The organism is Sedimentisphaera cyanobacteriorum, assembly GCF_001997385.1.
Classification (GTDB): domain Bacteria; phylum Planctomycetota; class Phycisphaerae; order Sedimentisphaerales; family Sedimentisphaeraceae; genus Sedimentisphaera; species Sedimentisphaera cyanobacteriorum.
In genome coordinates this window covers 284,444-308,180 of record NZ_CP019633.1, presented here as the reverse complement: position 1 = coordinate 308,180, position 23,737 = coordinate 284,444, and the positions used below count along the sequence as shown (strand labels likewise).

The 23,737-nt window shown below is 47.6% G+C and carries 22 protein-coding genes; 14 read left to right on the top strand and 8 right to left on the bottom strand.

Annotation, left to right across the window (positions count from 1 at the left end; genetic code table 11):
- Window positions 1-45: 45 nt before the first annotated feature.
- Window positions 46-1,758, bottom strand: coding sequence for a homoserine O-acetyltransferase MetX (metX, locus tag L21SP3_RS12090; protein ID WP_227806782.1), 1,713 nt, complete (start codon window positions 1,756-1,758; stop codon window positions 46-48).
- Between the two features lie 317 nt (window positions 1,759-2,075).
- On the opposite strand from metX, the gene L21SP3_RS01060 reads away from it, so the two are divergent.
- From L21SP3_RS01060 to trpA, 8 genes are all read left to right on the top strand, one after another.
- Entirely contained in the window at window positions 2,076-4,283 is a 2,208-nt protein-coding gene (locus tag L21SP3_RS01060; RefSeq protein ID WP_077538722.1) for a hypothetical protein, read from the top strand.
- A gap of 273 nt (window positions 4,284-4,556) precedes the next feature.
- On the top strand, window positions 4,557-6,053 hold the full coding sequence (locus L21SP3_RS01055) for an anthranilate synthase component I family protein (RefSeq protein ID WP_077538719.1): 1,497 nt from the start codon (window positions 4,557-4,559) through the stop codon (window positions 6,051-6,053).
- A gap of 24 nt (window positions 6,054-6,077) precedes the next feature.
- Window positions 6,078-6,698, top strand: coding sequence for an anthranilate synthase component II (locus L21SP3_RS01050; protein ID WP_077538717.1), 621 nt, complete (start codon window positions 6,078-6,080; stop codon window positions 6,696-6,698).
- Window positions 6,699-6,711: 13 nt separating this feature from the next.
- A complete protein-coding gene (gene trpD, locus L21SP3_RS01045; protein ID WP_077538715.1) occupies window positions 6,712-7,716 on the top strand; it encodes an anthranilate phosphoribosyltransferase in 1,005 nt (334 codons plus the stop codon).
- The gene (gene trpC / locus L21SP3_RS01040) at window positions 7,716-8,516 is read left to right on the top strand and encodes an indole-3-glycerol phosphate synthase TrpC (protein WP_077538713.1); all 801 of its coding nucleotides are present in this window, start codon (window positions 7,716-7,718) and stop codon (window positions 8,514-8,516) included. The genes trpD and trpC overlap by 1 nt, the downstream gene beginning before the upstream one ends.
- Window positions 8,513-9,184 carry a phosphoribosylanthranilate isomerase gene (locus L21SP3_RS01035; RefSeq protein WP_161488040.1) on the top strand — a complete coding sequence of 224 codons (672 nt, stop codon included), beginning with the start codon at window positions 8,513-8,515 and terminating at the stop codon, window positions 9,182-9,184. Before trpC ends, L21SP3_RS01035 begins: the two co-directional genes overlap by 4 nt.
- Before the next feature lies 1 nt (window position 9,185).
- On the top strand, window positions 9,186-10,382 hold the full coding sequence (gene trpB / locus L21SP3_RS01030) for a tryptophan synthase subunit beta (RefSeq protein ID WP_077538709.1): 1,197 nt from the start codon (window positions 9,186-9,188) through the stop codon (window positions 10,380-10,382).
- A 35-nt stretch (window positions 10,383-10,417) separates the two neighbouring features.
- The gene (trpA, locus tag L21SP3_RS01025; protein WP_077538707.1) at window positions 10,418-11,230 is read left to right on the top strand and encodes a tryptophan synthase subunit alpha; all 813 of its coding nucleotides are present in this window, start codon (window positions 10,418-10,420) and stop codon (window positions 11,228-11,230) included.
- 67 nt (window positions 11,231-11,297) lie between these two features.
- Here trpA and fabF read toward each other — a convergent pair whose 3' ends face one another.
- From fabF to rpmF, 7 genes are all read right to left on the bottom strand, one after another.
- The gene (gene fabF / locus L21SP3_RS01020) at window positions 11,298-12,548 is read right to left on the bottom strand and encodes a beta-ketoacyl-ACP synthase II (RefSeq protein WP_077538705.1); all 1,251 of its coding nucleotides are present in this window, start codon (window positions 12,546-12,548) and stop codon (window positions 11,298-11,300) included.
- 22 nt (window positions 12,549-12,570) lie between these two features.
- The gene (gene acpP, locus L21SP3_RS01015) at window positions 12,571-12,813 is read right to left on the bottom strand and encodes an acyl carrier protein (protein ID WP_077538703.1); all 243 of its coding nucleotides are present in this window, start codon (window positions 12,811-12,813) and stop codon (window positions 12,571-12,573) included.
- 137 nt (window positions 12,814-12,950) lie between these two features.
- The gene (fabG, locus tag L21SP3_RS01010) at window positions 12,951-13,688 is read right to left on the bottom strand and encodes a 3-oxoacyl-[acyl-carrier-protein] reductase (RefSeq protein ID WP_077538701.1); all 738 of its coding nucleotides are present in this window, start codon (window positions 13,686-13,688) and stop codon (window positions 12,951-12,953) included.
- Between the two features lie 25 nt (window positions 13,689-13,713).
- Window positions 13,714-14,649 (bottom strand): ACP S-malonyltransferase, encoded by a 936-nt coding sequence (gene fabD, locus L21SP3_RS01005; protein WP_077538699.1) that lies wholly within the window; start codon window positions 14,647-14,649, stop codon window positions 13,714-13,716.
- Between the two features lie 15 nt (window positions 14,650-14,664).
- A complete protein-coding gene (locus L21SP3_RS01000; protein WP_077538697.1) occupies window positions 14,665-15,681 on the bottom strand; it encodes a beta-ketoacyl-ACP synthase III in 1,017 nt (338 codons plus the stop codon).
- Entirely contained in the window at window positions 15,678-16,694 is a 1,017-nt protein-coding gene (gene plsX / locus L21SP3_RS00995; RefSeq protein ID WP_077538695.1) for a phosphate acyltransferase PlsX, read from the bottom strand. The genes L21SP3_RS01000 and plsX overlap by 4 nt, the downstream gene beginning before the upstream one ends.
- Before the next feature lie 2 nt (window positions 16,695-16,696).
- A complete protein-coding gene (gene rpmF / locus L21SP3_RS00990; protein ID WP_077538693.1) occupies window positions 16,697-16,885 on the bottom strand; it encodes a 50S ribosomal protein L32 in 189 nt (62 codons plus the stop codon).
- Window positions 16,886-17,555: 670 nt separating this feature from the next.
- Between rpmF and accD the strand changes: the two genes are divergently transcribed.
- From accD to L21SP3_RS00960, 6 genes are read left to right on the top strand one after another with little or no spacing between them, the layout of a single operon-like run.
- On the top strand, window positions 17,556-18,404 hold the full coding sequence (gene accD / locus L21SP3_RS00985) for an acetyl-CoA carboxylase, carboxyltransferase subunit beta (protein WP_077538691.1): 849 nt from the start codon (window positions 17,556-17,558) through the stop codon (window positions 18,402-18,404).
- Complete coding sequence (hisC, locus tag L21SP3_RS00980; RefSeq protein ID WP_161488039.1) at window positions 18,401-19,450, top strand: histidinol-phosphate transaminase; 1,050 nt, start codon at window positions 18,401-18,403, stop codon at window positions 19,448-19,450. Before accD ends, hisC begins: the two co-directional genes overlap by 4 nt.
- Before the next feature lie 10 nt (window positions 19,451-19,460).
- On the top strand, window positions 19,461-20,045 hold the full coding sequence (hisB, locus tag L21SP3_RS00975) for an imidazoleglycerol-phosphate dehydratase HisB (protein ID WP_077538687.1): 585 nt from the start codon (window positions 19,461-19,463) through the stop codon (window positions 20,043-20,045).
- Window positions 20,042-20,557 (top strand): 2-C-methyl-D-erythritol 2,4-cyclodiphosphate synthase, encoded by a 516-nt coding sequence (ispF, locus tag L21SP3_RS00970; RefSeq protein WP_077538685.1) that lies wholly within the window; start codon window positions 20,042-20,044, stop codon window positions 20,555-20,557. The genes hisB and ispF overlap by 4 nt, the downstream gene beginning before the upstream one ends.
- 51 nt (window positions 20,558-20,608) lie before the next feature.
- Window positions 20,609-21,481, top strand: coding sequence for a carboxylating nicotinate-nucleotide diphosphorylase (gene nadC / locus L21SP3_RS00965; RefSeq protein ID WP_077538683.1), 873 nt, complete (start codon window positions 20,609-20,611; stop codon window positions 21,479-21,481).
- A gap of 16 nt (window positions 21,482-21,497) precedes the next feature.
- The gene (locus L21SP3_RS00960; protein ID WP_077538681.1) at window positions 21,498-23,708 is read left to right on the top strand and encodes a hypothetical protein; all 2,211 of its coding nucleotides are present in this window, start codon (window positions 21,498-21,500) and stop codon (window positions 23,706-23,708) included.
- The last annotated feature ends 29 nt before the right edge of the window (window positions 23,709-23,737 follow it).

Below are 23,737 nucleotides of genomic sequence, written 5' to 3'. Positions count from 1 at the left end.
TGAAACGAAAAAATAAATAAAAAATTAAAATTTCTTCCATCTCAATCAAGATTCCCTGCTGATAAGATAAATCGCCTCTCTTCCGAAAAGATTAGGCAGAAAATTGACAATGCCCGTCCCTGCGGTTCTTGGGACTATTCTCTGCTCAATACGGATATTAACACTGCGGCAGAGTTTTTCAAAATCCTTCATCGAGAAGAAATGGACATTTGGGCTGTCGTACCAGCTGTAGGGCAGAGAGCTTGTAGTAGGCGCTCTGCCTGTAAAAAAGAGCTGAGCCCTGCAGCTGATATGGGCGAAATTCGGAAATGTAATCACGGCCTTTCTCCCGATTCGCACAATCTCCTTGAGCAGTTCTTTGGGACGTTTGGTTGTCTGCAGTGTTTTCGAGAGCACAACATAATCAAACTGCCCGTCTGCGAAAGACTCAAGCGAATCCTCTATGTCCGCCCAAACAGCGGGGACACCCTTCTTCAGGCACGAACCTATAGATTCGGTATCAATATCAATACCCAAAACATCGCATTTGTTTACATCTCTGAGCCTTGCAAGCAGTTCGCCTTCCCCGCAGCCGAGGTCTAAAACATCCCCGCTTACAACAAACTGGTTTTGAATGATTTCATAATCAGACCTGCCCGGCTCACTGTTTCTTGTGTATGCAAATGAATCTGTAATCTTATGGGATGTAGCCCAAACGAAATTTTCTATGTACGGGCCGATAACATCAGTTTCAATCAAGAAGGCATCATGTCCGTGATGCGAGTTGATATTGCTGTATGAAACATCCTTTGCATTAGATACAAGGGCATCAACGATCTCCTGCGAGTGTGCCGGCGGGAAGAGCCAGTCGCTCGAATAGCTTACCACAAAAAACCTTGCCTTAACCGAGGCGAATGCCTTTTCCAGAGAGCCAAACTCCTTTTCGAGGTCGAAATAATCCATAGCTCTTGTAATGTAGAGATAGGAGTTCGCATCAAAACGCTCAACAAACCTTCTTCCCTGATGGTCAAGGTATGTCTCTACAGAGAATTCAGGGTCGAAATCGTAGCTGTAGTCGTCTGAGTTTCGAAGCGCGCGGCCGAATTTCCGCCTCATCCCTTCTTCAGAAAGATAGGTGATATGGCCTATCATTCGGGCAATCCCAAGCCCCCTGTCCGGACCTTTATCCTCCGGATAATGCCCGCTGTTGAACTGTCTATCTGCCAGAATCGCATTACGCCCAACTGCATCAAAGGCAATCGCCTGGGCACCCAGATGGGAGGTAGTGGCAATAAGGACAACGCTTTTGACCTTTTCAGGATAATCTATGGCTATTCTCATTGCATGCATTCCGCCCATAGACCCGCCTATAACGCACAGCAGCGTTTCAATTCCGAGCTTATCGACAAACATCTTATGAACCCGTGCCATATCTTTTATAGTAAAAAGAGGAAAATCAAGGCCGTATTTGAGCCCTGTATCGGGATTTATTGAGGACGGGCCTGTTGTGCCCGAGCAGCCGCCGAGAAAATTCGAGCAGATAACGAAGTATTTTTCTGTGTCGATATACTTCCCTGGTCCGATCATATCGTCCCACCAGCCGGGTTTGCTGTCTTCGCTGGAGCTGTAGCCGGCAACATGAGCATCGCCTGTAAGCGCATGGCAGATGTAAACAGCATTCGAGCCGTCTTCGTTGAGCTCGCCGTAGGTCTCATAGGCCACTTCGACCTCTTTGAGAACCCCGCCAGATTCAAGCTCAAAAATTTCCTCTTCTTCCAAGATGCTGAGCTTCTTGGTTTCTACTAAGCCTACGCTTCCCGGTATTCTGTTTTTCTTAAAACGATTCGCTTTAATACCCTTTCCTTAAGAACAAAACCTTGGAAAATATGTATTACAGAATAGAGATTTTAGCATTATGGCATTTTTTTTCAACTTTGCTTTTTTGATATAAACTATGTATTTGCAAGAATAAAGAATTGACTAAACACAGGTGTTTTGATTATACTTTACTATATGATGCAGCGCACGGGGAAAAATACGTTTACCCGTGCGGATAAATCTTAACTTTTTACCATATAACCCCATTAAAAAATAAAATGAACATTAAGACAACTCTGCAAATATTTGTTCTGCTTCTACTGCTTACTGCAAGCGGAGAGAGGCGTTTTGCATTTGCTGATGATGAAAATGAAAAGCTGGAAATATACAAATCCACTCTGAGCTCAGATAAAGAGCCTCAAATGAGGGTTTCCGCTGCCAAGCAGATACTTCTCAGCAACCAGCAGAATGAAGCATTAGAAATTATTAAGGATGTTTTCAGCTCAGGCAGCGCTGAATCACAGCAAGCCGTGCTTAAAGCAATAGAGAACCGCAATTCATGGGAGAAAAAACTTCCCCGTCAGCAGGAATATATAAACATTCTGATAGATTTCCTGTGCTCAAGCGATGCGGCTATGGCGCAGCGCGGGGCTGAAAGCCTTTCAGGCTTTGACTACTCACAGTACAGCGAACAGCTCAAAGAAAAGCTGCTCTCTGAAAAGACCGGAAAAAAGGGCAAGCTGAACATTCTGCACACAATATCTCTTAACCTCACAAAGAAAAAAGCTGTAGAGGCTATGATTGCTGCGCTGGATTTAAAAGACAGAGAAATTGCCAAAAAAGCAGCGGAGATACTTCAGGGCTGGGCACCTGAGGAAGACAACAGCAAGGTTTGGGAAGACTACATAAAAGAGCTCAAAGAAAAGAGCCCTGAACAGATAATTGAAAACAAGCTTACAGCTCAGAACAAAACTATAAAAGAGCTCCAGAGCTACAGCGACAGGCTCAAGAACGAGCTGCTCGACACGCTCAACAGGCTCTACGACACCACAGAAAAGACCGAGCAGAGGGTAAGTTTGATCATCGAAAAGCTTGAAAGCCCGAACTTCAATGTAAGGCTGTGGGCTGTAGGCAAAGCTGAGCAGTGGCGCAGCAATGCAGAAGTACCTAATAAGATAAAAGAAAAACTAAAAACACTCATCTCGGACGAAAAAACACAGGTGAGAAAAGCCACAGCAGAGCTTATGGTATATCTCGCTGAGAGCAATCCTTCCCAGGAGCTTTACACACAGCTTCAGCGGGAAACAAACCCCGAGGCCAAGCTGGCTCAGTTCGAGGCTCTTACCGAGAGCTGTTACTTCGGGCTCCTGCAGTCATCCGAAGTTAAAGTTGAGCCGGAGGTGCGGGTTTTTGCTCTCAATACAGCAAAAAAAATGATTCAAAACGGCAATCGCACAGAGGTTCTCTCAGCAGTAGAATCTATAAGGAAACTGCTCGACAGAAACGGCATCAGCGAAGATCAGACGCGGGAATACTTCACAGCGATTCTGAAAAAATATCAGTCTGCGGTTACAGAAGATCAGGATTTTGCGTCTGAGATTCTCAAACGTTCAGCAGGCCTTTTTGCCCAGAACGCTCATTACCGCTCTATCGCTGTTAAACTGTTTGAACCTGCTTTAAGCCAGACGCTCTCAAGCAAAAACGGCAAACTGCTCGGTGCAGCGGTATCCTGTCTTGAAGTTATAAGCAAATCAGACCTGCTCCAGAAAATCCGCAGCTCTGAGCTTTATAACAGATCAGAGCAGATACTGGCAAAATCTCTTCAGACAGCCTCTCAGGCAGGCAACGAAAAAGACATTAAATGGATCGAAAGCAAGATTAATCAAATGCCCGAACAGGCAGCAGATACGCTTAAAAGCATAATGAAGCGGACAGACGGGAATGTTTCTGACACTGTGGTATCTCATCTTCAGAGCTATGATATGCCTGAGAAAAAGAAGGTGGAACTGCTCGAGGCTGCAATGCAGAAAAACAACCTTTCGATTGAATCATTTAAGACAGCTGCCAACGCCTTCTACTCAAGAGATATGCATCAGCAGGCTGCCTCCTGCTACAGAAAAATTATGGGCGGGGACTCCCTATCCCCTCAGCAGCAGAACAGAGCGCTGAATGTGTTTGCTGCAGTAAAAGATTATTCAGGCTTCAGCGATGTGCTGAAGATGGTGATAAGCAGAAAAGATTTCACTAAAGACTCACAGGCTCACAAGCTCACTCTATCTCTCTTGAACGACAAAGAAATCAGCAAGGAAGACAAGGCAGGATTCCTCAAAAAAATTACCAGCATCCCTGCCACAGGAAAGCCGGAATGGAAGAAATTCCTCGATTCGCTTGCTCCTGAGCCGGAGAAGAAAAAGCAGGAAAAGCAGCCGAAAAACGAAAGCAAGGCCGCTGAAAAGCCTGCTGAGACGAAAGAAAAGCAGAAATAAATAAATTAAAAAAAAGCGGCAAAAAATTTAAAAATAACAGTTTTTAAACTTGATTGCCGTTTTTATTTTGATACGATGTTTCTGTAGATAGTAACGAAAGGGAAAATCTATGATTTCAAGTGCATATAACAGCTTTTACTGGTGCTGGCTTCCTGAGAAATGAGGGAAGCTTCCGGAAAAGTTGTGCGCTGAAATCGGGTACGCAGGCCGTAAGCTCTCTCAGAGTTTACGGCCATTTTTATTATATGAGAAAAATTTGAAGGTTATATTAAAATGAATTTAGACAAGTTCCCTAATTTTGAAGAGTTTAAGAAGCAGTTTGCAGAAAACAGCGTTGGGGTGGTATGCTCGGAGTTTCTTGCTGATATGGAAACGCCTGTATCGCTCTTTGCCAAACTCTACGACGCCTACGAAGGCCGGATTTTCCTGCTTGAGAGCGTTGAAGGCGGAGACCGCTGGGGCAAATACAGCTTCATTGGAGTGGGCGTTCACAAGAAGGTTGAGGTGTTTGCCGAGGATGTAGTAATAACCGGCTCGCAGGGCAGGCAGAAGATTAATCATGAAGGCCGGCCTTTTGATGTTCTTCGCAGGATTTCATCGGAGTATAACCTTGCCCGCATAAGCAGGATCGAAAGGATGCCTGCCGGCCTTGTGGGGTATATGAACTACGAGATGGTGAGTTTCTTTGAGAAAATCCCAAACAAGCTCGGGAAAGATGAATCGATTGCATGCTTTGTTATTCCGGAGGTGATTATATCTTTCGATAATTCCAAACATACCTCGGTATGTGCGGCACTGGCCTTCAAGGAAGAAGTTTCTGATCCGCAGAAGGCCTATCAGCAGGCCTCGGAGAAGGTGTTCTCGGTAAGGCAGATGCTTCAAACACCTGCAGTTTCAACTATAGCCAAAGACCACGGGGATTTCTCCGTAAAGCCTACATGCGGGAAAGAAGAATTTATGGAAAAGGTTGAAAATGTTAAGGAGCATATCGCAGAGGGCGATATAATTCAGGCGGTAATCTCGCACCCGTTTATATGCGACCACCGAGTAAGCCCGCTGTCGCTTTACAGGGCTCAGCGTTATATAAACCCCTCGCCATATATGTTTTTCATTGATATAGACGATAGAACGCTTGTGGGCTCTTCGCCTGAAACTATGGTTCGGCTTGAAAGCGACAAGGCTTTTTTGAAGCCGATAGCAGGCACGCGAAAGAGAGGAGCCAGCCAGCAGGAAGACCGCAAACTCGCCGATGAACTGCTCAAAGATGAGAAGGAACGGGCAGAGCATTTGATGCTCGTTGACCTCGGGCGCAACGACCTCGGCCGAATCGCTCAGACAGGCACTGTTCAGGTAACAGACCTTATGATAGTGGAGCGTTATTCGCATGTTATGCATCTTGTATCTAATGTAGAATGCAATATCAGGCAGCAGAAAGACTGCTTCGACCTCATCCAGGCCGCCTTCCCCGCAGGCACGCTGTCAGGCGCTCCGAAGGTGCGTGCAATGGAGATTATAGGCGAGATGGAAGAACAGCCCAGAGGCCCCTACGGCGGCTGCGCAGGCTACATCTCATTCAACGGCGATATGGATATGGCCATTACAATACGAACTGCGGTTGTGGAGAAGAATAAGGTTACAGTACAGGCGGGGGCTGGGATAGTTGCAGATTCCGACCCCGAAAGCGAATACATTGAAACTGTTAATAAATCTATGTCTATCCAGCGGGCTCTAACTTTCATAGAGGAAGTTATGCTCCCGGGAAGCCATTAATCAATAGAAACGAAAGGCTGAGCAATGATACTTTTAATTGATAATTACGACTCCTTCACCTACAACTTAGAGCAGTACCTCAGGGAGCTTGAGGCCGAAACTGCTGTTTACAGAAACGATGCGGTCAGCTGCTCTGAGATAGAGAAAATGAACCCCGAGGCGATAGTGATCTCTCCCGGGCCAGGGAGGCCTTCTCAGGCGGGTATATCCGTTGAAGCGGTAAAGAATTTCAGCGGGAAGATTCCAATTCTCGGGGTTTGTCTCGGTCATCAGGCAATTGCTGAGGCATTCGGAGGCAAGATAATCCGTGCGGGGAAAATTATGCACGGAAAAACCTCCGAGATAACAAACGATGCGAAGGGGATTTTCTCCGGCTTCAAAAAACCCTTCAGGGCAATGAGATACCATTCGCTTGTTGTGGACAGGGAATCGCTTCCTGAAGAGCTGGAGATATCCGCTGAGAGCGAGGACGGCGAGATTATGGGCCTTCGCCACAAAACCCACTTCACCGAGGGTGTACAGTTCCATCCGGAATCGATAATGAGTCCGCACGGAAAAAGGATGCTGCGGAATTTTATAAATCAGGCCAAACTGCTCACCGACAAAGACGGCGGGACAGGCAGATTCGCCGAGGCGTTAATTTAAGGGAGACTGCAAGATGATATCTGATGTACTGAATGATTTAATTGAGAAGAAAGATTTATCCCGCAGGCAGGTAGCAGAGCTTTTCGACCAGATGCTCTCAGGCGAACTTACCGGCTCTCAAACAGGAGCTCTGATTATGGGTCTTGCCTGCAAGGGCGTATCGTTTGAGGAGCTGGCTGGTGCGGCATCTGCAATGCGTTCTAAGGCGAAAAAGATGCAGCTTACCACCTCAAACCATATCGACACATGCGGGACAGGCGGAGACAGCCTCGGAACATTCAATATATCCACTGCCACCGCATTCGTGGCAGCGGGAGCTGGGGTAAGCGTGGCCAAACACGGGAACAGGAGCGTATCTAGCAAATGCGGCAGCGCAGATGTGCTCGAGGCTTTCGGAGTTAATCTGGATGTGGAGCCGGAAATAGTGGCAGATGCAGTGGACACTATCGGAATAGGCTTTCTTTTTGCACCAAAGTTTCACTCGGCGATGAAGCACGCCGCAGGGCCGAGGAAAGAACTGGGAATAAGAAGCATATTTAATATGCTAGGCCCGCTTACCAACCCCGCAGGCACAAGACGCCAGCTTCTGGGCGTGTTTGCTCCGGAGCTTACAGAGATGTTCGCAAATGCTCTGAATTTGCTTGGTTCTCAGAGGGCATTTATCGTTCACGGCAATGACGGGCTCGATGAGATCTCCGTATGCGAATCAACCCGCATAAGCGAGCTTAATAACGGTACAGTGAAGACATACGAGCTTTATCCGGATATCTATTTCGGCAGCTACGCAGAGCCCGAATCGCTGAAAGGCGGGGATGTGCAGCAGAATGCTGAGATAATTGACGATATATTCTCAGGCAGAAAAAGCCCTGCAAGGGATGTTGTGGTGATAAATGCGGCATTCGCAATTACCGCAGGCGGAGAGGCCGAGAGAATAGAGGAAGGGATAAAGATTGCTGAAGAGGTTATCGATCAGGGCAGAGCCAAGGATAAACTGAAAGAACTTGCGGAGTTTGCATAATGAAAACAGAGCAGAGAAACATATTAGCGGAGATTGTGGAAAGAAGGCTTGAGCTCGTTGCGCAAGACATTCAAAACAAGCCGATTGAAGCGGTAAAGGCGGAGATAGATTCCGAAAGACCCAAGCGGCGATTCTTCACAGCGCTGAAGCAGGATTTCGATGCAATAAATATAATCGCCGAGATAAAACGCCGGTCGCCTTCAAAGGGAATTATCAAAGAAAGCGTAGATGCTGCTGAAACTGCGAAAATTTATGAAGAAGGCGGGGCATGCGCTATATCAGTGCTTACAGAGCCGGACTACTTCAACGGCTCGCTGGAAGACCTTCGCAGCGTTAAGAAGGCTTCTACCCTTCCGGTTCTGCGGAAGGATTTCATCGTAACAGAGTATCAGATTTATGAATCTGCCGCAGCAAACGCTGATGCAGTTCTGCTTATTGCAGGCTGCTTGGAAGACAGGCAGCTCTCGGAATACTACCACCTCGCAAGAGAAATCGGTCTTGATGTGCTTGTGGAAATCCACGACGAAACCGAGCTGAGCAGAATCTCCGATATAGACCCTCGAATCGTGGGCATAAACAACCGCAACCTCAAAACATTCGAGACCAGCGTATCCAACGCCATCTCTCTTGCATCAAAGCTTGAGAGATATCAGCTTCCGGTAGCCCTGAGCGGGATCAACACAATTGCCGACGTGCAGCTTTCAAAAAACTACGGAATATCAAATTTCCTTATTGGAGAAAGCATTATGCGGAGCACAAGTCCTGTTGAATTTATCAGAGACCTGAGGGGGAAGCAGTGAATCTATCGGGACTGCAGGTTAAGATATGCGGGCTTTCAAATCCAAACGAGGCGGTTAGATGCTTTGAATACGGGGCATCTGCTGTGGGCGTTGTTTTCTACGAGAAGAGCCCGAGGAGCGTAGATTCAGCTCAGGCAAAGCAGGTTAAAGAAGCCGCGGGCGAAAGGCCTGTTGTGGCAGTTACTGTGGATAAAAGCATAGATCAAATCGAAGAGATTCACAGAGAAACGGGAATAAACTGGTTTCAGCTTCACGGCAGCGAGACGCCGGAATTTGCTAAGCAACTGCAAAACAAAAAGCTGAATGTAATCAAGAAGCTGAAGGCGTTTGAGGCAGCGATGGATCTGATCACCGAAAGATTCACGGGCTTCCCTCTGCTTCTGGAATCAGGCAGCGGCGTTCTCCCTGGCGGGAATGCAGTGGAATGGAACTGGAGCGATTCGAAGTGCATATCGGGGAAACGCCCGTTCCTGCTCGCCGGCGGGATAAGCGAAGAAAACGCAAGGCAGGCAATAAGCGAGGCTTACCCTGACGGGCTCGATTTAAGCAGCGCTATAGAATCAAGCCCGGGTGTTAAGGATATGGGCAGAGTGAAGAGCCTTTTTGAAACTCTTGAAAATGTGATGAAGGAAATTGAATACAAACGGAAAATACAAAGGATCTTTTAGAATGAACAGCAATTATAACTATCCGGACAGCAGAGGTCATTTCGGCCAGTTCGGCGGGATGTACGTTGGCGAGACACTTATGCCCGCTGTCCTCGAACTGGATGAAGCGAGAAAAAAGTATATGCAGGATGAAAGCTTTAAGAGCGAACTTTCGGAACTGCTTAAGAAATTCGTTGGCAGGCCTTCGCCGGTTTATTTAGCCTCTCATCTCAGTGAATACGCAGGCGGGGCAAATATATACCTCAAACGCGAAGACCTCGTTCATACCGGCGCGCACAAGATAAACAACACGGTGGGGCAGGGACTTCTCGCAAAATATATGAACAAACGCAAGCTCATCGCAGAAACCGGAGCCGGCCAGCACGGCGTAGCAACGGCCACTGTAGCCGCCCTTCTGGGGATGGAGTGCAAGGTGTTTATGGGCAGAGAAGACATAAAACGCCAAAAGCCCAACGTTGACAGGATGCGGCTCATGGGAGCTGAGGTAATTCAGGTGGACGGGGGGACAGGAACGCTCAAGGATGCTATGAATGCTGCCCTTCGGTACTGGACAACGGCCGTTGAAGACACTTTTTACGTTATCGGGACTGTTGCAGGCCCGCACCCGTACCCCATTCTCGTACGTGATTTCCAGAAAGTGATAGGTGAGGAGGCACGCAGGCAGATGCTCGAGGAAACCGGCAGACTGCCCGATTCAATCGTTGCCTGCATAGGCGGCGGAAGCAATGCTATGGGCATATTCTATCCGTTCCTGCCGGATGAAGATGTGGAGCTTGTTGGGGTTGAGGCGGCAGGAAGAGGAATCGAAACAGGCGAGCACGCAGCGAGCCTCTCGCACGGGTCTGTGGGGATCCTGCACGGGTCTAAGTCTTATGTGCTGCAGGATGAATACGGCCAGATTAATGAGGCTTATTCGGTATCAGCGGGGCTCGACTATCCGGGCGTAGGGCCTGAACATGCAATACTCAAAGAAATCAGCAGGGCAAAATACGAAACAATCACAGACAGCGAGGCTATGGACGCCTTCTGCCTGCTCTCTGAGAAGGAGGGGATTATCCCCGCACTCGAGAGCTCGCATGCAATAAGCTATGCAGTAAAATACGCTCCCAAGCTCGGAAAGGGCAAAAATATGCTGGTTAACCTCTCCGGAAGAGGCGATAAAGACCTCACCAGCGCAATATCTATTCTTGGTATGTAAAAGATAATAGTAACAGAACAGCTTTGGATAATAAAATGAGCAGAATAAAAGAAACCTTCAATAAACTAAAAAATAAAAACGCAAAAGCGCTTGCAGGCTTTATTACCGCAGGTGATCCGACTATAGAGGGCTCGCTTGCGATTGCCTCGGAGATGTTCGATAACGGGCTTGACATCCTCGAACTGGGCGTTCCATTCTCAGACCCCACAGCAGACGGAGATGTAATACAGCGTTCTTCGGCAAGAGCTCTTATGGCAGGAGCGAATCTTAGCAAAATAATCCAGATGACAGCAAAGCTCAGAGAAAAATACAATCAGCCGATTATCATCTTTTCATATCTCAACCCAATATACCGATACGGATATGAACGTTTTATCAGGGAGGCCATTGAGGCGGGGGCAGACGGGCTTCTTGCAGTTGATATGCCGATTGAAGAATCCGAAGATTTCAAATCTATCAGGAATAAACATTCATCTCAAGAGGATTTTGCGCTTATCAAACTCGCCGCCCCTACAACCAATGAGGCAAGGCTTGAAACAATATGCAGGGCAGGAGAAGGCTTTATTTATATGATTAACCGCGTTGGGATTACAGGTACAGGCGGGCTGGACCCTGAATCTGTAGCAAAGCACGCGAGGCAGATTAAGCAGCATACAGACCTGCCGGTATGTATGGGCTTTGGCATATCCTCGCCTGAGGATGCTGAGAAAATCGCATTTGCCGGGGAAGGAATAGTAGTGGGGAGCCTCTTTGAGAAAACTATAGAAAAGAATTTAGACAAAGGCAAAGAGGTTTATTCAAAGCAAGTGGGAGAAACGGTGCGGGCTATGAAGGCCCCGCTTCGCTAATTTGAATATCAATATCAGCGCATTAAAAAGCCCCTTGATTAAGGGGCTTTTATTTTCAATACGAATCTTATTTTACCTTCTTGAGAACCAGTGAGGCATTGTGCCCGCCGAAGCCGAGCGAATTGCTCAGCACGACATCAACATTCTGCTCCACAGACTCTCCGAGTATATGGTTGAGCTCAGGCAGACATTTCTCGTCCAGATTTTCGGTGTTCGCTGTAAGCGGAATCATCGAATCATCTATAGACCTCGCAGAGACAATAAGCTCTATCGCCCCGCTTGCACCGAGGAAATGGCCTGTACAGCTCTTTGTGGAGCTGAGGGCAGGCTTTTTCGCATGCTCGCCTAATACGCTCCTTATCGCTAGCGTTTCAGCAATATCATTGAGCTGCGTGCTTGTCCCGTGTGCATTTATGTAATCCACATCTTCAGGATTCACCCCTGCATCGTTTAAGGCAAGCTTCATACCTCTTGCCGCTCCTGCACCGTCCGGAAGAGGAGCAGTGATATGATGCGCATCGCCGGTGGCTGAATAGCCTGCAAGCTCGGCATATATCTTAGCGCCGCGTTTAACCGCATGCTCGTATTCCTCGAGTATCACAGTTCCTGCGCCTTCTGAGAGGATGAACCCGTCTCTTTCTACATCAAACGGACGTGAAGCCTTTTCCGGCTCATCATTTCTCGTGCTCAAAGACTTGAGCGAACAGAAAGAAGCAAGCGCTATCGGCGAAACTGCCGCCTCGCTTCCGCCTGTAATCATTACGTCGGCATCGCCGTCCTGTACCATTCTGAAAGCTTCACCTATGGAGTGAGCTGCAGAAGCGCAAGCTGTAACAACGCAAAGATTCGGCCCTTTGGCTCCGAGTTCGATTGACACGCATCCGGAGGCTGCGTTTACCATTAGTTTGGGCACACAAAATGCTGAAACTTTCGAAGGCCCTTTGGCAAGAAGCCTTTTATGCTGGGTTTCGATTTCATGTATGCCGCCGATGCCCGAGCCAATCAAAACTCCGGTTCTTTCGGCTTCTTCCGGGATAGACAAATCTAAGCCGCTCTCTTCAAAAGCTGTCATCGAGCTTACAAGAGCAAACTGACTGAATCTGTCAAGGCGTTTGGCTTTTCTGCGCTCTATGTATTTGCTTACATCGAAGTTTCTGCACTCGCCGGCTATTTTTACATCATAGTCGGACGGGTCGAAACCGTCGATTTTAGAGACGCCGCTATTGCCTTTACAGAGGTTCTCAAACAGACTGTCAACTGTCTCGCCATAGGCGGTTACACAGCCCATCCCGGTTATTACAACTCTACGTTTATCCATAATTAAGCTTGGTTTAATCGAGTTATTCTGCTACCTTCAAAATGTAATCAACAGCAGCGCTGACGGTTTGGATCTTTTCCGCTTCCTCTTCAGGGATGCTTGTATCAAAGGCATCCTCAAATTCCATCACCAGCTCCACTGTGTCAAGTGAATCCGCGTTCAGATCATTGATGAAAGAGGTTTCCTCAGTGATAGACTCATGGTCCACACCCATCTGCTCGCTTACAATCTCAACGACCTTTTCGAATACTTCCTGACGTTCCATTCTCTATTCTCCTAATAAATTAGAAAGTTTCTTTTCTGTTTCCAAATCCTGCGGCGGTATAATACCTACACGTAATGCAAATTCAAATGAAATCTTATTAAATTTTAACAATATTTTAGCGTTTCGTAACTTTGCGGCTACATTGCCATTCCGCCGTCCACGCAAAGGACCTGTCCGGTAATGTAGCTTGATTCATCTCTTGAGAGAAAAGCTACGGCCTTTGCCACATCTTCAGGCCTTCCGTATTTCCGCATTGGAATCACAGCCTTTGCGGCATTCTTAACCGCATCCGGCAAAACGCTTGTCATATCAGTTTCGATAAATCCCGGCGCAATGCAGTTTACCGTAACATTCTTTTTACCCACTTCTCTAGCAAGGGACTTGCTCATACCAATCAGTCCGGACTTGCTCGCAGCGTAATTAGCCGAGCCTGCCTGCCCCATAACACCTGCTACCGAGCTGATATTCACAACTCTGCCGAATTTATTCTTCACCATAGCCCTTAGAACGGTCTTGGTTGCCATAAAAGCAGCCTTCAGGTTCACATTCAGCGGGATATCGTAGTCCTGTTCTTCCATCTGCATCATAAGCTTATCACGTGTAACTCCAGCGTTGTTAACGAGGATTCCCACGCCGCCGTATGCTTCTGAAAGCTCATCAAGCGTTTTTGTCAGCTCTTCAAGGTTTGTGATATCGCAAATCCTTGCTTCCACTTCGAAGCCTTCCTTCTGGACCGCTTCTTTAAGCTCATTGAGCTGTTCCTGATTTATATCGAGCCCTGCAACGGCCCTTCCTTCTCTGAGCAGCTCAAGAACAATCGCACGGCCGATTCCTCTTGCCGCACCGGTTACTACTGCTAATCTTTTTTCTGACATATCAAATTTTCCTTCTCAAACCTAATCAGTCTTCAATGCTCTCGATAAATTTCTTTATCAAGTCTGAATTGCTTAGATTCGTAACCTTCTGCTTTCTGTCAATCTTTTTCATAAGACCGGTGAGCACCCTGCCCGGCCCGATCTCGTAAAATTCATCCGTACCGTCTTCGATAAGCCTTTCCATACACCTCTGCCAAAGCACAGAGCTTGTTAGCTGTTTGCAAAGCCCTTCTCGAACCTGCTGGGCAGAAGAATAATACTCAGCTGATGCGTTGGAAATCACCTTCACATCGCTTTGAGTAATCTGTTTGCTCTCAAGAGCCTCTTTTAGCGTCTCAGCTGCCGGCTGCATAAGCGGCGAGTGAAACGCTCCGGCTACCGCAAGCTCTACAGTTTTCAAAGCTCCCAGCTCTCCTGCGATCTCCGCAGCCCGCTTGCAGGCCTCGGGGCTTCCGCTCAGTACAATCTGACCGGGGCAGTTGAAATTCGCCGCTACGAGGGTATCGCCCTGCCGAGCCTTTTCCACTGCCTGCATAACCTTATCTTCATCGAGCTTGAGTACGCTGAGCATAGAGCCCGAGGAGTTCTCTGCGGCCTTCTGCATCGCCTCGCCTCTCTGCTGAACGAGCACCGCTGCATCTTCAAAGCTCAGCATTCCGGCTGAGTATAGAGCGGTGTATTCGCCAAGGCTCAGCCCAGCTGTTACATCAGGCTTAAGTTCTGTTCTGTTTTTAATCACTTCCAGCATCGCAGCGCTTGCCGCAAATATAGCAGGCTGGGATATGCTGGTTTTGTTGAGCTCATCCTGAGGTCCTTCAAAGCAGTACTGAGAAACCTTCCAGCCAACTGCTTCATCAGCCCTCTGAAAGATCTCCTTGGCTTCGGGGAAATCTTCAGCGGTTTGCCTGCCCATTCCAACAATCTGCGCTCCCTGCCCGGGAAATATAAATGCTGTACTCATATCAGACGCCTTCAATCAAAATTTTATGATGTTTCCGCCCCAGGTAAGGCCTGCCCCGAATGCAACCAGTGCTACGTAGTCGCCTTCAGAAATATGGCCTGCCCTGTTACACTCATCAAGGGCGATTGGTATTGAAGCTGCCGAGGTGTTGCCGGTTTTGTCTATATTTACAAAGAGCTGTTCCTGCGTAAGACCGAGCCTCTTTGCACTGGATTCTATTATCCTCGCATTCATCTGGTGCGGGACAACCTTCTTAATATCCTCGCTTTTGAGGCCTGTTTTATCAAGGCAGTCTTCTACTGTTTCCACTATCTTTCTCACGGCAAGCTGATATACCTCTCTGCCGTTTATGAACATATACTTCTTGGCCTCATCCTCAAGCGGCTTGTCCGCGGGATACTTCGAGCCGTAGGCCTGACAGTTCAGGGCAGTCCAGCCTGTCCCGTCTGAGCCCATATTGCTGTACAAAATCCCCTTTCCCTGCTCATTGGAGGCCTTAACCACAGCCGCACCTGCTCCATCTCCGAAAAGTATGCAGCTTGCGCGATCTTTATAGTTTGTAATCTTGCTGAGCGTTTCAGCACCAATCACAAGCACATTGTTCAAAGCGCCGTTATTTATTAGGTTTGCTGCGGTCATAAGGGCAAAGACAAAACCGCTGCACGCAGCTGAAAGGTCGTAAGCTGCTGAATTTTTTGCGCCCAATTCAGCCTGCACAAAGCAAGCGGTAGAGGGGAAAACCATCTCGGGAGTTACCGTGGCAACTATGATTAAATCAAGCTGCTCGGGGGCCATCTGTGCCTGCTCAAGAGCCTTCTTTGAAGCCTCAGAAGCAAGCGAAGCGGTGGTTTCATCATCGCCGGCAATGTGTCTTTCCTTGATACCAGTTCTCGTAGTGATCCATTCGTCGTTGGTTTCTACGATTTTTGTCAGATCCTCGTTGGTAAGAATCTTCCCCGGAAGCGCCGAACCTGTTCCGGCGATAACTGCGCTTCTTGAGGGCAATTGTATTTTTGGATTATTGTTGCTCATTGCGGAGTCTCCACAGGTCTGCTGGACAGCCAATCAACTATCTGGTCGTTTATTTGTTTGTTTGTGAATCTCTCGGCTGCAAGCACTGCATTCTTAATCGAACGTGGCACACTCGAACCGTGGCATATAACAGAAGTTCCGTTCACGCCCAGAAGCAGCGCACCTCCATACTCATGATAATCGTATTTCTTGTAAAAACGCTTCATCATACCCTTGAATTTAAGGGCAAACAGCATATTTTCTTTTTTCAGTTCATCTCTAATAGCCCCGAAGAGGTGGTCAACAAGCCCCTCGGTAAGCTTTAATACTATATTCCCTACAAACCCCTCGCAAACAGTTACATCGCAAACCCCTTTGAAGACATCCCTTCCTTCGATATTGCCAATGAAGTTCAAGTCTTCATCGTCTCTTAAAAGAGCTCGGGTTTTCTTGGTAATCTCATTGCCTTTGCTTTCCTCCTCGCCAATACTCAAAAGGCCGACTCTGGGCTTTTCTATCCCGAGCATCTGACTGGAATAAACGCTTGCCATTATGGCATACTGATAGATGTTTATCGGCTTGCAGGAGACATTCGCACCAACATCACATACCACATGCGGGCCTGTTTTTGTGGGGAAAACAACTGCAATACCCGGCCTGTTTACCCCGGGAAGATTTCTCATCCTGAGCTGACTTGCCGCTACGCAGGCACCTGTGTTCCCAGCTGAAACTATAGCATCTGCTTCACCCTTGGACGCCATTTTCGCCATTACAGCGATAGAGCTTTTGCGTTTCTTCCTAATCGCATCCACAGGAGGCTCTTCCATACCGATTACATCCGGTGCGTGGATTATTTCAAGATTGTCAAACTTTGAGGCGTTTTTAAATTCGCTGAGTTTGTTTTTAACAATCTCTTCCGGACCCACCAGATATATGGTATCGCCCTTTTCAATTTCCTTAGCAGCGAGCAGGGCTCCTTCTATATTAACCCCGGGAGCTCCGTCTCCGCCCATTACGTCCAAGGCAACTCGCATTTTCAGCTTGCGGCCTCCGTATCGATATCAATACTTATCTTCTTGTTGTAGTACCCGCAGTTTCCGCAGGCCGCATGAGGCAGTTTAGAATCACCACACTGCTGGCATACAGAGTAGTTCACAGGGCGAAGGGCATGATGGGCTCTTCTTGTCCTTGTGCGGGAACGACTCGTCTTCTTTACTGGCTGCATTATTGTCTCCGTGTATATTTGTTTGCTGTCAAATTATAGTACTTTACCACTAAAAACTATTGCCCCACGGCTTAACGCAAGCGGCGGGGCTTAATTCTTTATGCAAAACAGAGCAGATTAAATATAAAAAAACAGCCCCCTTGTCAAGAAAAAACTGCAGGGCTTAATGATACGGTTTTGACATTATCAGGCTTCTTTGCAGCGAGGAAAGCGTAAGCTTTTGTCATTAAAGCACTTGCAGCCGTCCTAAAACACGCTGGCCTTCAATCTTTCTCTCACAGAAGAACTGCTCAAAAAAAACTTTTACACAAAAGAAAACCGCACTATAAATTGCCTGATAACTAAAAGAACTATTAGAAATAAACTAAGACAAACTTAAATCAATTTTCACTTTCTGACAATTATACAAGACCGGATTGATTTTTGAGCATTAAAATATGCAGAAAATTTGCTGCTAATAGGGGCAAAAAATTATCAAAAAATGCTTTCCATTCTCAGAGAAGGCCTTAAAAGGGTTACAGGCTTGGTTTTTCAATTGTTTTTTTCTCGAAATGGGCTTTTGTATGAATATAATTAAACTCTGTAAATGTTAGTCCGCTTAACCATATTGAGCGGAGCGAATAATTCAGAGGCCTGAGAAAACCTTACATACAGCAGGAAATTAAGATTTATGGCAAAAAAACCAAAGTCTAACTGGGGCGGATTTTCGCTCAGCCCCCGGCTTGAAATGCCTGAAGGCGTTTGGATGCAGTGCAGCAGCTGCAAAAACACGCTCTACTGCAAGGCCGTAGCTTCGAATATGCATATCTGCACCGAATGCGGACAGCATTTCCGTATTGATGCAGATACAAGGATAAAACAGCTCGCAGACGAAAGCTCTTTTGAGGAATTCAATTCTGAGCTTACAAGCTCAGACCCGCTGAATTTCCACTTCCGCGGCACGAGCTACAAGGACCGGCTCAAAACAGATGCCGAAAAAAGCGGCTCTTCAGAGGCGGTGAAGGTCGGACGGGCATTTATAAAAGGACGAAGAGTAATTCTCGGTGTTATGGATCCGAGCTTTCTTATGGGGTCTATGGGCGAGGTAGTTGGAGAGAAATTCTGCCGAGCGGCCGAGAGAGCTGTTGAAGAAAAAGTGCCTTTTATAATGGTGGTCTGCAGCGGCGGGGCAAGGATGCACGAAGGTGTAATCTCTGTCCAGCAGATGGCAAAAACCAGCGCCGCCCTTGCACGGCTTGATAATGCAGGCGGGCTTTTTATCCCAATACTCACAGACCCGACCACAGGCGGAGTAACAGCGAGCTTTGCGATGCTTGGTGATATTATCGCAGCAGAGCCCGGGGCTCTTATCGGGTTTGCAGGTCCGCGTGTTATCAAGCAGACAATAAACGTAGATTTGCCCGAAGGATTTCAGAGAAGCGAATTTCTCCTTGAACACGGATTCGTTGATATGATAATAGACAGAAGGGATTTGCGAAAAGAGCTGGCAAAACTTATAGACTATTTATGGGACAAATGATGGGCTATTTCAGAGAAAATATTGAAAATTTAGAGGCCTATGTTCCCGGTTACCAGCCGGCAGAAAGCGATGTTATAAAGCTCAACACCAACGAAAATGCATTCGGCCCCTCCCCGAAAGCGGGCGAAGCATTGAAAAACTTCGATCCAAACCAGCTGCGCAAGTATCCGCAGCCCTCAGCTGATAAATTCCGCAAAATCGCTGCTGAGGTGAACGGTGTAGGCATAGACAATATTATCTGCACCAACGGAGGAGATGAGCTTCTAACCCTTGCATTCAGGGCGTTTACGGACGAAAAACGGAACGTTTGCTGGGCATCGCCCACATATTCACTCTACGACGAGCTTGCGGGCATTCAGGGCTGCTCGGCGCTTCGGGTAACGTATCAGCCCGACGAGGCTGTGCAGAAAATCGCAGAGATTTCCGCTTCCCTGAGCATACTTTGCAACCCCAACGCACCTACAGCAGATTTCATCACCCCGGACAGGATCTCTATGCTTGCAGCAAGGCTCGAGGGGCTCGGCATCCTTCTTATAGACGAGGCGTATGTGGATTTCGCACCGACAAGCTGTGCCGCAATTGTTAAAGAATTCGACAATATCATCGTACTTAGGTCTATGTCTAAGGGATACGGGCTTGCAGGGCTTCGCTTCGGATACGGAATCGTATCGGAGAATCTGCTTGAAGGACTCAATAAGGTGCGTGATTCGTACAACGTAAACAGGCTTTCAGTGGAAATCGCCTCAGCAGCGATTGCAGACCAGAACTACTTCCGCAAAACAGTGGGAAAGATAAAGGAGCAAAGGGAAATGCTCCGTGTTGAGCTGGTGAAGCTCGGCTTTGAGGTGAATAAGAGCCATACAAACTTCGTACTCGCCCAGCACCCGGAAGCTAAGCAGATATACAAAAAGCTTTTCGATGCAGGCATTATCGTCCGCTATTTCGACCTTGACGGTCTTCGAGATAAGCTTAGGATTACCGTAGGAACGAACAGGCAGAACAATAAACTGCTTGATTCCCTGAGCACAATATTACCGTCCCTTTAGGAGAATATTTATGTCAGACAGGAAAGCAGAGATAAACCGCAAAACCACCGAAACGCAGGTAAACCTGAGCCTCAATCTGGACGGCAAAGGCATCTGCAAATCCAATACCGGAATCGGTTTTCTCGACCATATGCTTGCTCACTTGAGCAAACACAGCGGGATTGACATCACAATACAAGCATCCGGAGACTACGAGGTTGACTACCACCACACCTGTGAGGATGCAGCGATCTGCCTTGGGACAGCCTTCAACGAAGCCCTTGGCGATAAGCGGGGAATAAACAGATACGGCTGGGCAAGCGTTCCGATGGAAGATGCTTTGGCCAATGCTTCTGTTGACATATCAGGACGCCCATATCTGGCTTATAATATCCAGTTTACAAGCAGCAAGATCGGCTCGTTTGATGTGGAGCTGCTGGAAGAATTCCTGCGGTCTTTCACGAATTCAGCGAGAATAAATATGCATATAAACGTACCGTACGGTACAAACAATCACCACATAGCTGAGTCAGTATTCAAGGCTCTCGGACAGGCCTTCGCCAAGGCGGTGGAGGTTACAGGAGACGAAATACCAAGTACGAAAGGTGTGCTGTGAGAGTAGTTGATACAACCTTCGAATACAGAACGGGCATTGGAACAGATATCCACAGGCTCGATGAGAATGAAAAGTTATTTCTCGGGGGTGTTGAAATCCCTTTTGACAAAGGCCTCGTAGGCCACAGCGACGGCGATGTAGTAATTCATGCAGTAATAGATGCTATACTCGGGGCTGCCTGCATAGGCGATATAGGCGAGTTCTTCCCGAACAACGATGAGAAATATCACAATATAGACAGCTCCAAACTGCTTTCGTTCGTTATTGAGATAACCGAATCGGAGAAATGGGAATTTGTTAATATCGATATAGTGATAAAAGCAGAAGAACCCAACCTTTCGGCCTATAAAAAGCAGATAAAAAGAAGCATCGCAGATATATGCGGTGCGGACTTTGCAAAAGTTAATATTAAAGCCAAAACCAACGAAGGCATGGGGGCTGTAGGAAGAGGCGAGGCAATTGAAGCGATGGCTATGGTGCTGCTTAGAAGAGCTGTGAAAAACAGATTTTAACCGATTATAAACCTGCTGAGGCTTCAAAAAGCCGAACATTATTATAAAGAGATGAAAATTAAACCTATAGAGATTGAAAGAGTTCTCCCGCTGATAAAATTCGCAGTTGAAGAAGATTTCGGCGGAGGCGACCACACCACCAGAATAACAATACCTCCAGACAGCAACGCAAGAACATACCTCAGAGCAAGAGAGGACTTGGTTTTCTGCGGGCGTGAGGTAGCAGAGCTTGTGCTGCAGGAATACAGCAGTGAGCTCCATATAGATTTTTTCGCAGGCGACGGACACTACGCAAAAAAAGGCGAAACCCTCGCAGCCATCTACGGGCCTCTTCGCGCAATGCTCAGCGCTGAGAGGGTGCTGCTGAATTTTCTTCAGAGGCTCTGCGGCGTGTCAACTGCAACAAAGAGATACGTTGATATAATCAAAGGCACAGGCGCAGGTATTTACGATACACGCAAAACAACCCCGGGCTGGAGGGAGCTGGAGAAATTTGCCGTTAGATGCGGCGGAGGCTTCAACCACCGCTACAACCTCTCTGATGCTGTTATGCTCAAAGACAACCACTTTGCCCACCTCGGAGAAGACCACGAATCCCAGCTTAGAAGATTCGTAGATATGAGCAAGGCCGTAGAAGGCGTTAAATTTGTATGCGTAGAGGTGGATGAGCTTGCTGAGCAGTTCCACACCGTTCTAAAGGTGGAAGGCGTGGACATAATCCTGCTGGACAATATGAGCCCTGAACAGATGTCTTACGCTGTAGAAGTGCGCAATGAAACCGCCCCGCACAAGGAACTTGAAGCCAGCGGCGGGATCACAGAACAAACCCTGCGTGCTGTAGCACAGACGGGCGTTGACAGGATATCGATAGGAGCCCTCACACACGGAGCAAGGTCTGTGGATCTTGGGCTCGATGATAATTAGCTTTCGGAGGTGAAATATGAAACGGCTGCTGATTCTTCTGCTGCTTGCAGCGGCAATCAATGCTTTAGGCAAGCCCTGGCGAAATTACGAAGTTTACCAGCCGGATCTTCACAAGTACAGAGTGTTAAGCAGCTCTGAGAGAACTGGCCGGCTCAACAACGGAAGCTCTATCGTATGGTTCAAAGGCGGGTGGTACTGCTTTTGGAACAGCCGAAATGAGGAATTCGAAAAGAATAACATATATTTCAGCATCAGCCGCGATTTGAGGGGATGGTCTTCCCCGGAAAAGCTCTTCGAATCCGACAGCTCAGGGATGAGCCCCGAACCTTTCGTTTACGGAAGAAGCCTTTGGCTCTTCTGGAAATCATCGTCAGGGAAGCTTGCCCTTTCCCGTTTTGATGAGATGGCCGAACCGGAGGCAACGGTTTATCCGGAAATTGAAGGCTTCGACAAGAATTCCGATATCACTCTGCAGGGCAGGCCTTATCTTGTAAATGCAGGCGTAGCGGGGGCACATTTCCTCGTGCTGGATAAGGAGTCTCGCGAGCTTCTTACAGCGCAAACCACAGACGAAGGCGAAACGTGGGAAAAAATCGGGCAGATTAAACCTCTTCCGGAAGGCGATTTCAATGCAGCCATCTGGCGCAGCGGTGAAACAAAGCTTTCAGCCTTTATCAAACCCCGATTCAAACCCGAAGACCCAAGCTGCCTGTACAGTGAATCAATAGACTGGGGCAAACACTGGAGCTACCCGCAGAAATTCCCCTTCGATATGGTGGAAACACCTCTTACAGGTTTCAATCAGGCCGAAAGTTTTGAGCAGTCTGAAAAGCTGACGCGTAATTTCATCGTTACCAACGACTCGAGATACAAAGCCGGCTCACAAAAGATAACTGCTCACGACAACCTTGCAATTTTCTGCAAACACGGCCCGAATTTTGATTTTGAAGCAGGCCGCACGATTTCCAGAACCGACCCGTTTGCCTTCAATCCCCACTGTTTTATCAGGGGCGAAAGGCTTGTGGTTTCATATACAAGCGGGGTTGAAAATCAGGTTATTAAGGCTGCTGTAATGCAGATGCCCGAAAGCGAGAAATACTATATTTACCCGCGTTCAAAAGGCTTCCCCGATACTGAAAGACCTCAGAAAAGGGACAAATATTACCACTTCAGCGCCGCCCAGCGAATCAATACTGAAGACGAGCTCGAAATCGATGAAACAGGCTTCGCAGCAAGCGCTTGGGTTCGCACAGGCAGAGGCGGAACAATCTTAGACTGCAAAAGCGGGCAAAGCGGGTTTATCTGGAAAATCGAAAACCGAAGACAGGTTCTTGTTTTCCCTGAGGTGGGGGAGATAGAGTCTGAGGTGATCGAAGATCTCGATCAGTGGCAGTGTCTCGGGGCAAGGCTTGATGCTCTGGAGGGGAAAATAATCTTTTATGCATCAGGCGAAAAACTCAGCGAAAAGAAATATCCAAAAGACAAGCTCGGCAGGCTCTCCGGAGGAGCTGCTAAAATCGGCAATTCAAAGTTTGAAGCAGGTTTCTCCGGCGACCTAAGGATTCTCAAGCTCTACAGCACGCCAGTAGAGGAAAAATATATCAGCGAAATGTACAAACGACACCTCTGGGAGCTCAAACGCAAGGCCTCGAGAGATAAGCCTATCCCCGAAAGCAAAAAGCTCATTCTAAATATGGATCCTGCTGAGCAGGAGCTGATGGAGAAATTCTCGCTCCCGGAAGAAAGCAATGCGGGAACAGTGGAGTATGGAACCGAAGCAGGCAGAAAATTCTTATACTTCAACGGCGAATCCTCCGCAGGACTGGACTTCGACTACAACACCAGAAAATACGGCGATTACCTCCAGCTCGAATTCACATTCAAGATGCTCGCTGAGGATGAAACCGTACTTTGCAGCTTTGGAGACAGAGATGTGCCGGTAGAGGTGGTGGCAAGGCAGAATGCAGTTTATATGCGTTTTGAGGGAAACGATCAGGTTCTTGGAGAGCTCAAGCCCCAATCTTGGAATACGATAAACATATTCACAGGCGGCTCTATCAGCAGAGCAAAAATGAACAACCACTCATACAGGCAAATCTCGCACAATCCAATCGCCAACTGGGCATATCTCGGCAAAGGCTTCCCAACTGGCGAGCAGCCAAGGTGCGGCCGCTTTATGGTGGATATATCATCTGTACGCTCAAGAATACTCGACAGCGAACTTTAAAAAATCCGCCCCTTCTCACGATATATAAT

What these genes read in the sequence shown, in the direction of transcription:
- L21SP3_RS01060 (WP_077538722.1), top strand. Translation starts at nt 2,076, where the DNA reads ATGAACATTAAGACAACTCTGCAAATATTTGTTCTGCTTCTACTGCTT.
- L21SP3_RS01055 (WP_077538719.1), top strand. Translation starts at nt 4,557, where the DNA reads ATGAATTTAGACAAGTTCCCTAATTTTGAAGAGTTTAAGAAGCAGTTT.
- L21SP3_RS01050 (WP_077538717.1), top strand. Translation starts at nt 6,078, where the DNA reads ATGATACTTTTAATTGATAATTACGACTCCTTCACCTACAACTTAGAG.
- trpD (WP_077538715.1), top strand. Translation starts at nt 6,712, where the DNA reads ATGATATCTGATGTACTGAATGATTTAATTGAGAAGAAAGATTTATCC.
- trpC (WP_077538713.1), top strand. Translation starts at nt 7,716, where the DNA reads ATGAAAACAGAGCAGAGAAACATATTAGCGGAGATTGTGGAAAGAAGG.
- trpB (WP_077538709.1), top strand. Translation starts at nt 9,186, where the DNA reads ATGAACAGCAATTATAACTATCCGGACAGCAGAGGTCATTTCGGCCAG.
- trpA (WP_077538707.1), top strand. Translation starts at nt 10,418, where the DNA reads ATGAGCAGAATAAAAGAAACCTTCAATAAACTAAAAAATAAAAACGCA.
- fabF (WP_077538705.1), bottom strand. Translation starts at nt 12,548, where the DNA reads ATGGATAAACGTAGAGTTGTAATAACCGGGATGGGCTGTGTAACCGCC.
- acpP (WP_077538703.1), bottom strand. Translation starts at nt 12,813, where the DNA reads ATGGAACGTCAGGAAGTATTCGAAAAGGTCGTTGAGATTGTAAGCGAG.
- fabG (WP_077538701.1), bottom strand. Translation starts at nt 13,688, where the DNA reads ATGTCAGAAAAAAGATTAGCAGTAGTAACCGGTGCGGCAAGAGGAATC.
- fabD (WP_077538699.1), bottom strand. Translation starts at nt 14,649, where the DNA reads ATGAGTACAGCATTTATATTTCCCGGGCAGGGAGCGCAGATTGTTGGA.
- L21SP3_RS01000 (WP_077538697.1), bottom strand. Translation starts at nt 15,681, where the DNA reads ATGAGCAACAATAATCCAAAAATACAATTGCCCTCAAGAAGCGCAGTT.
- plsX (WP_077538695.1), bottom strand. Translation starts at nt 16,694, where the DNA reads ATGCGAGTTGCCTTGGACGTAATGGGCGGAGACGGAGCTCCCGGGGTT.
- rpmF (WP_077538693.1), bottom strand. Translation starts at nt 16,885, where the DNA reads ATGCAGCCAGTAAAGAAGACGAGTCGTTCCCGCACAAGGACAAGAAGA.
- accD (WP_077538691.1), top strand. Translation starts at nt 17,556, where the DNA reads ATGGCAAAAAAACCAAAGTCTAACTGGGGCGGATTTTCGCTCAGCCCC.
- hisC (WP_161488039.1), top strand. Translation starts at nt 18,401, where the DNA reads ATGATGGGCTATTTCAGAGAAAATATTGAAAATTTAGAGGCCTATGTT.
- hisB (WP_077538687.1), top strand. Translation starts at nt 19,461, where the DNA reads ATGTCAGACAGGAAAGCAGAGATAAACCGCAAAACCACCGAAACGCAG.
- nadC (WP_077538683.1), top strand. Translation starts at nt 20,609, where the DNA reads ATGAAAATTAAACCTATAGAGATTGAAAGAGTTCTCCCGCTGATAAAA.
- L21SP3_RS00960 (WP_077538681.1), top strand. Translation starts at nt 21,498, where the DNA reads ATGAAACGGCTGCTGATTCTTCTGCTGCTTGCAGCGGCAATCAATGCT.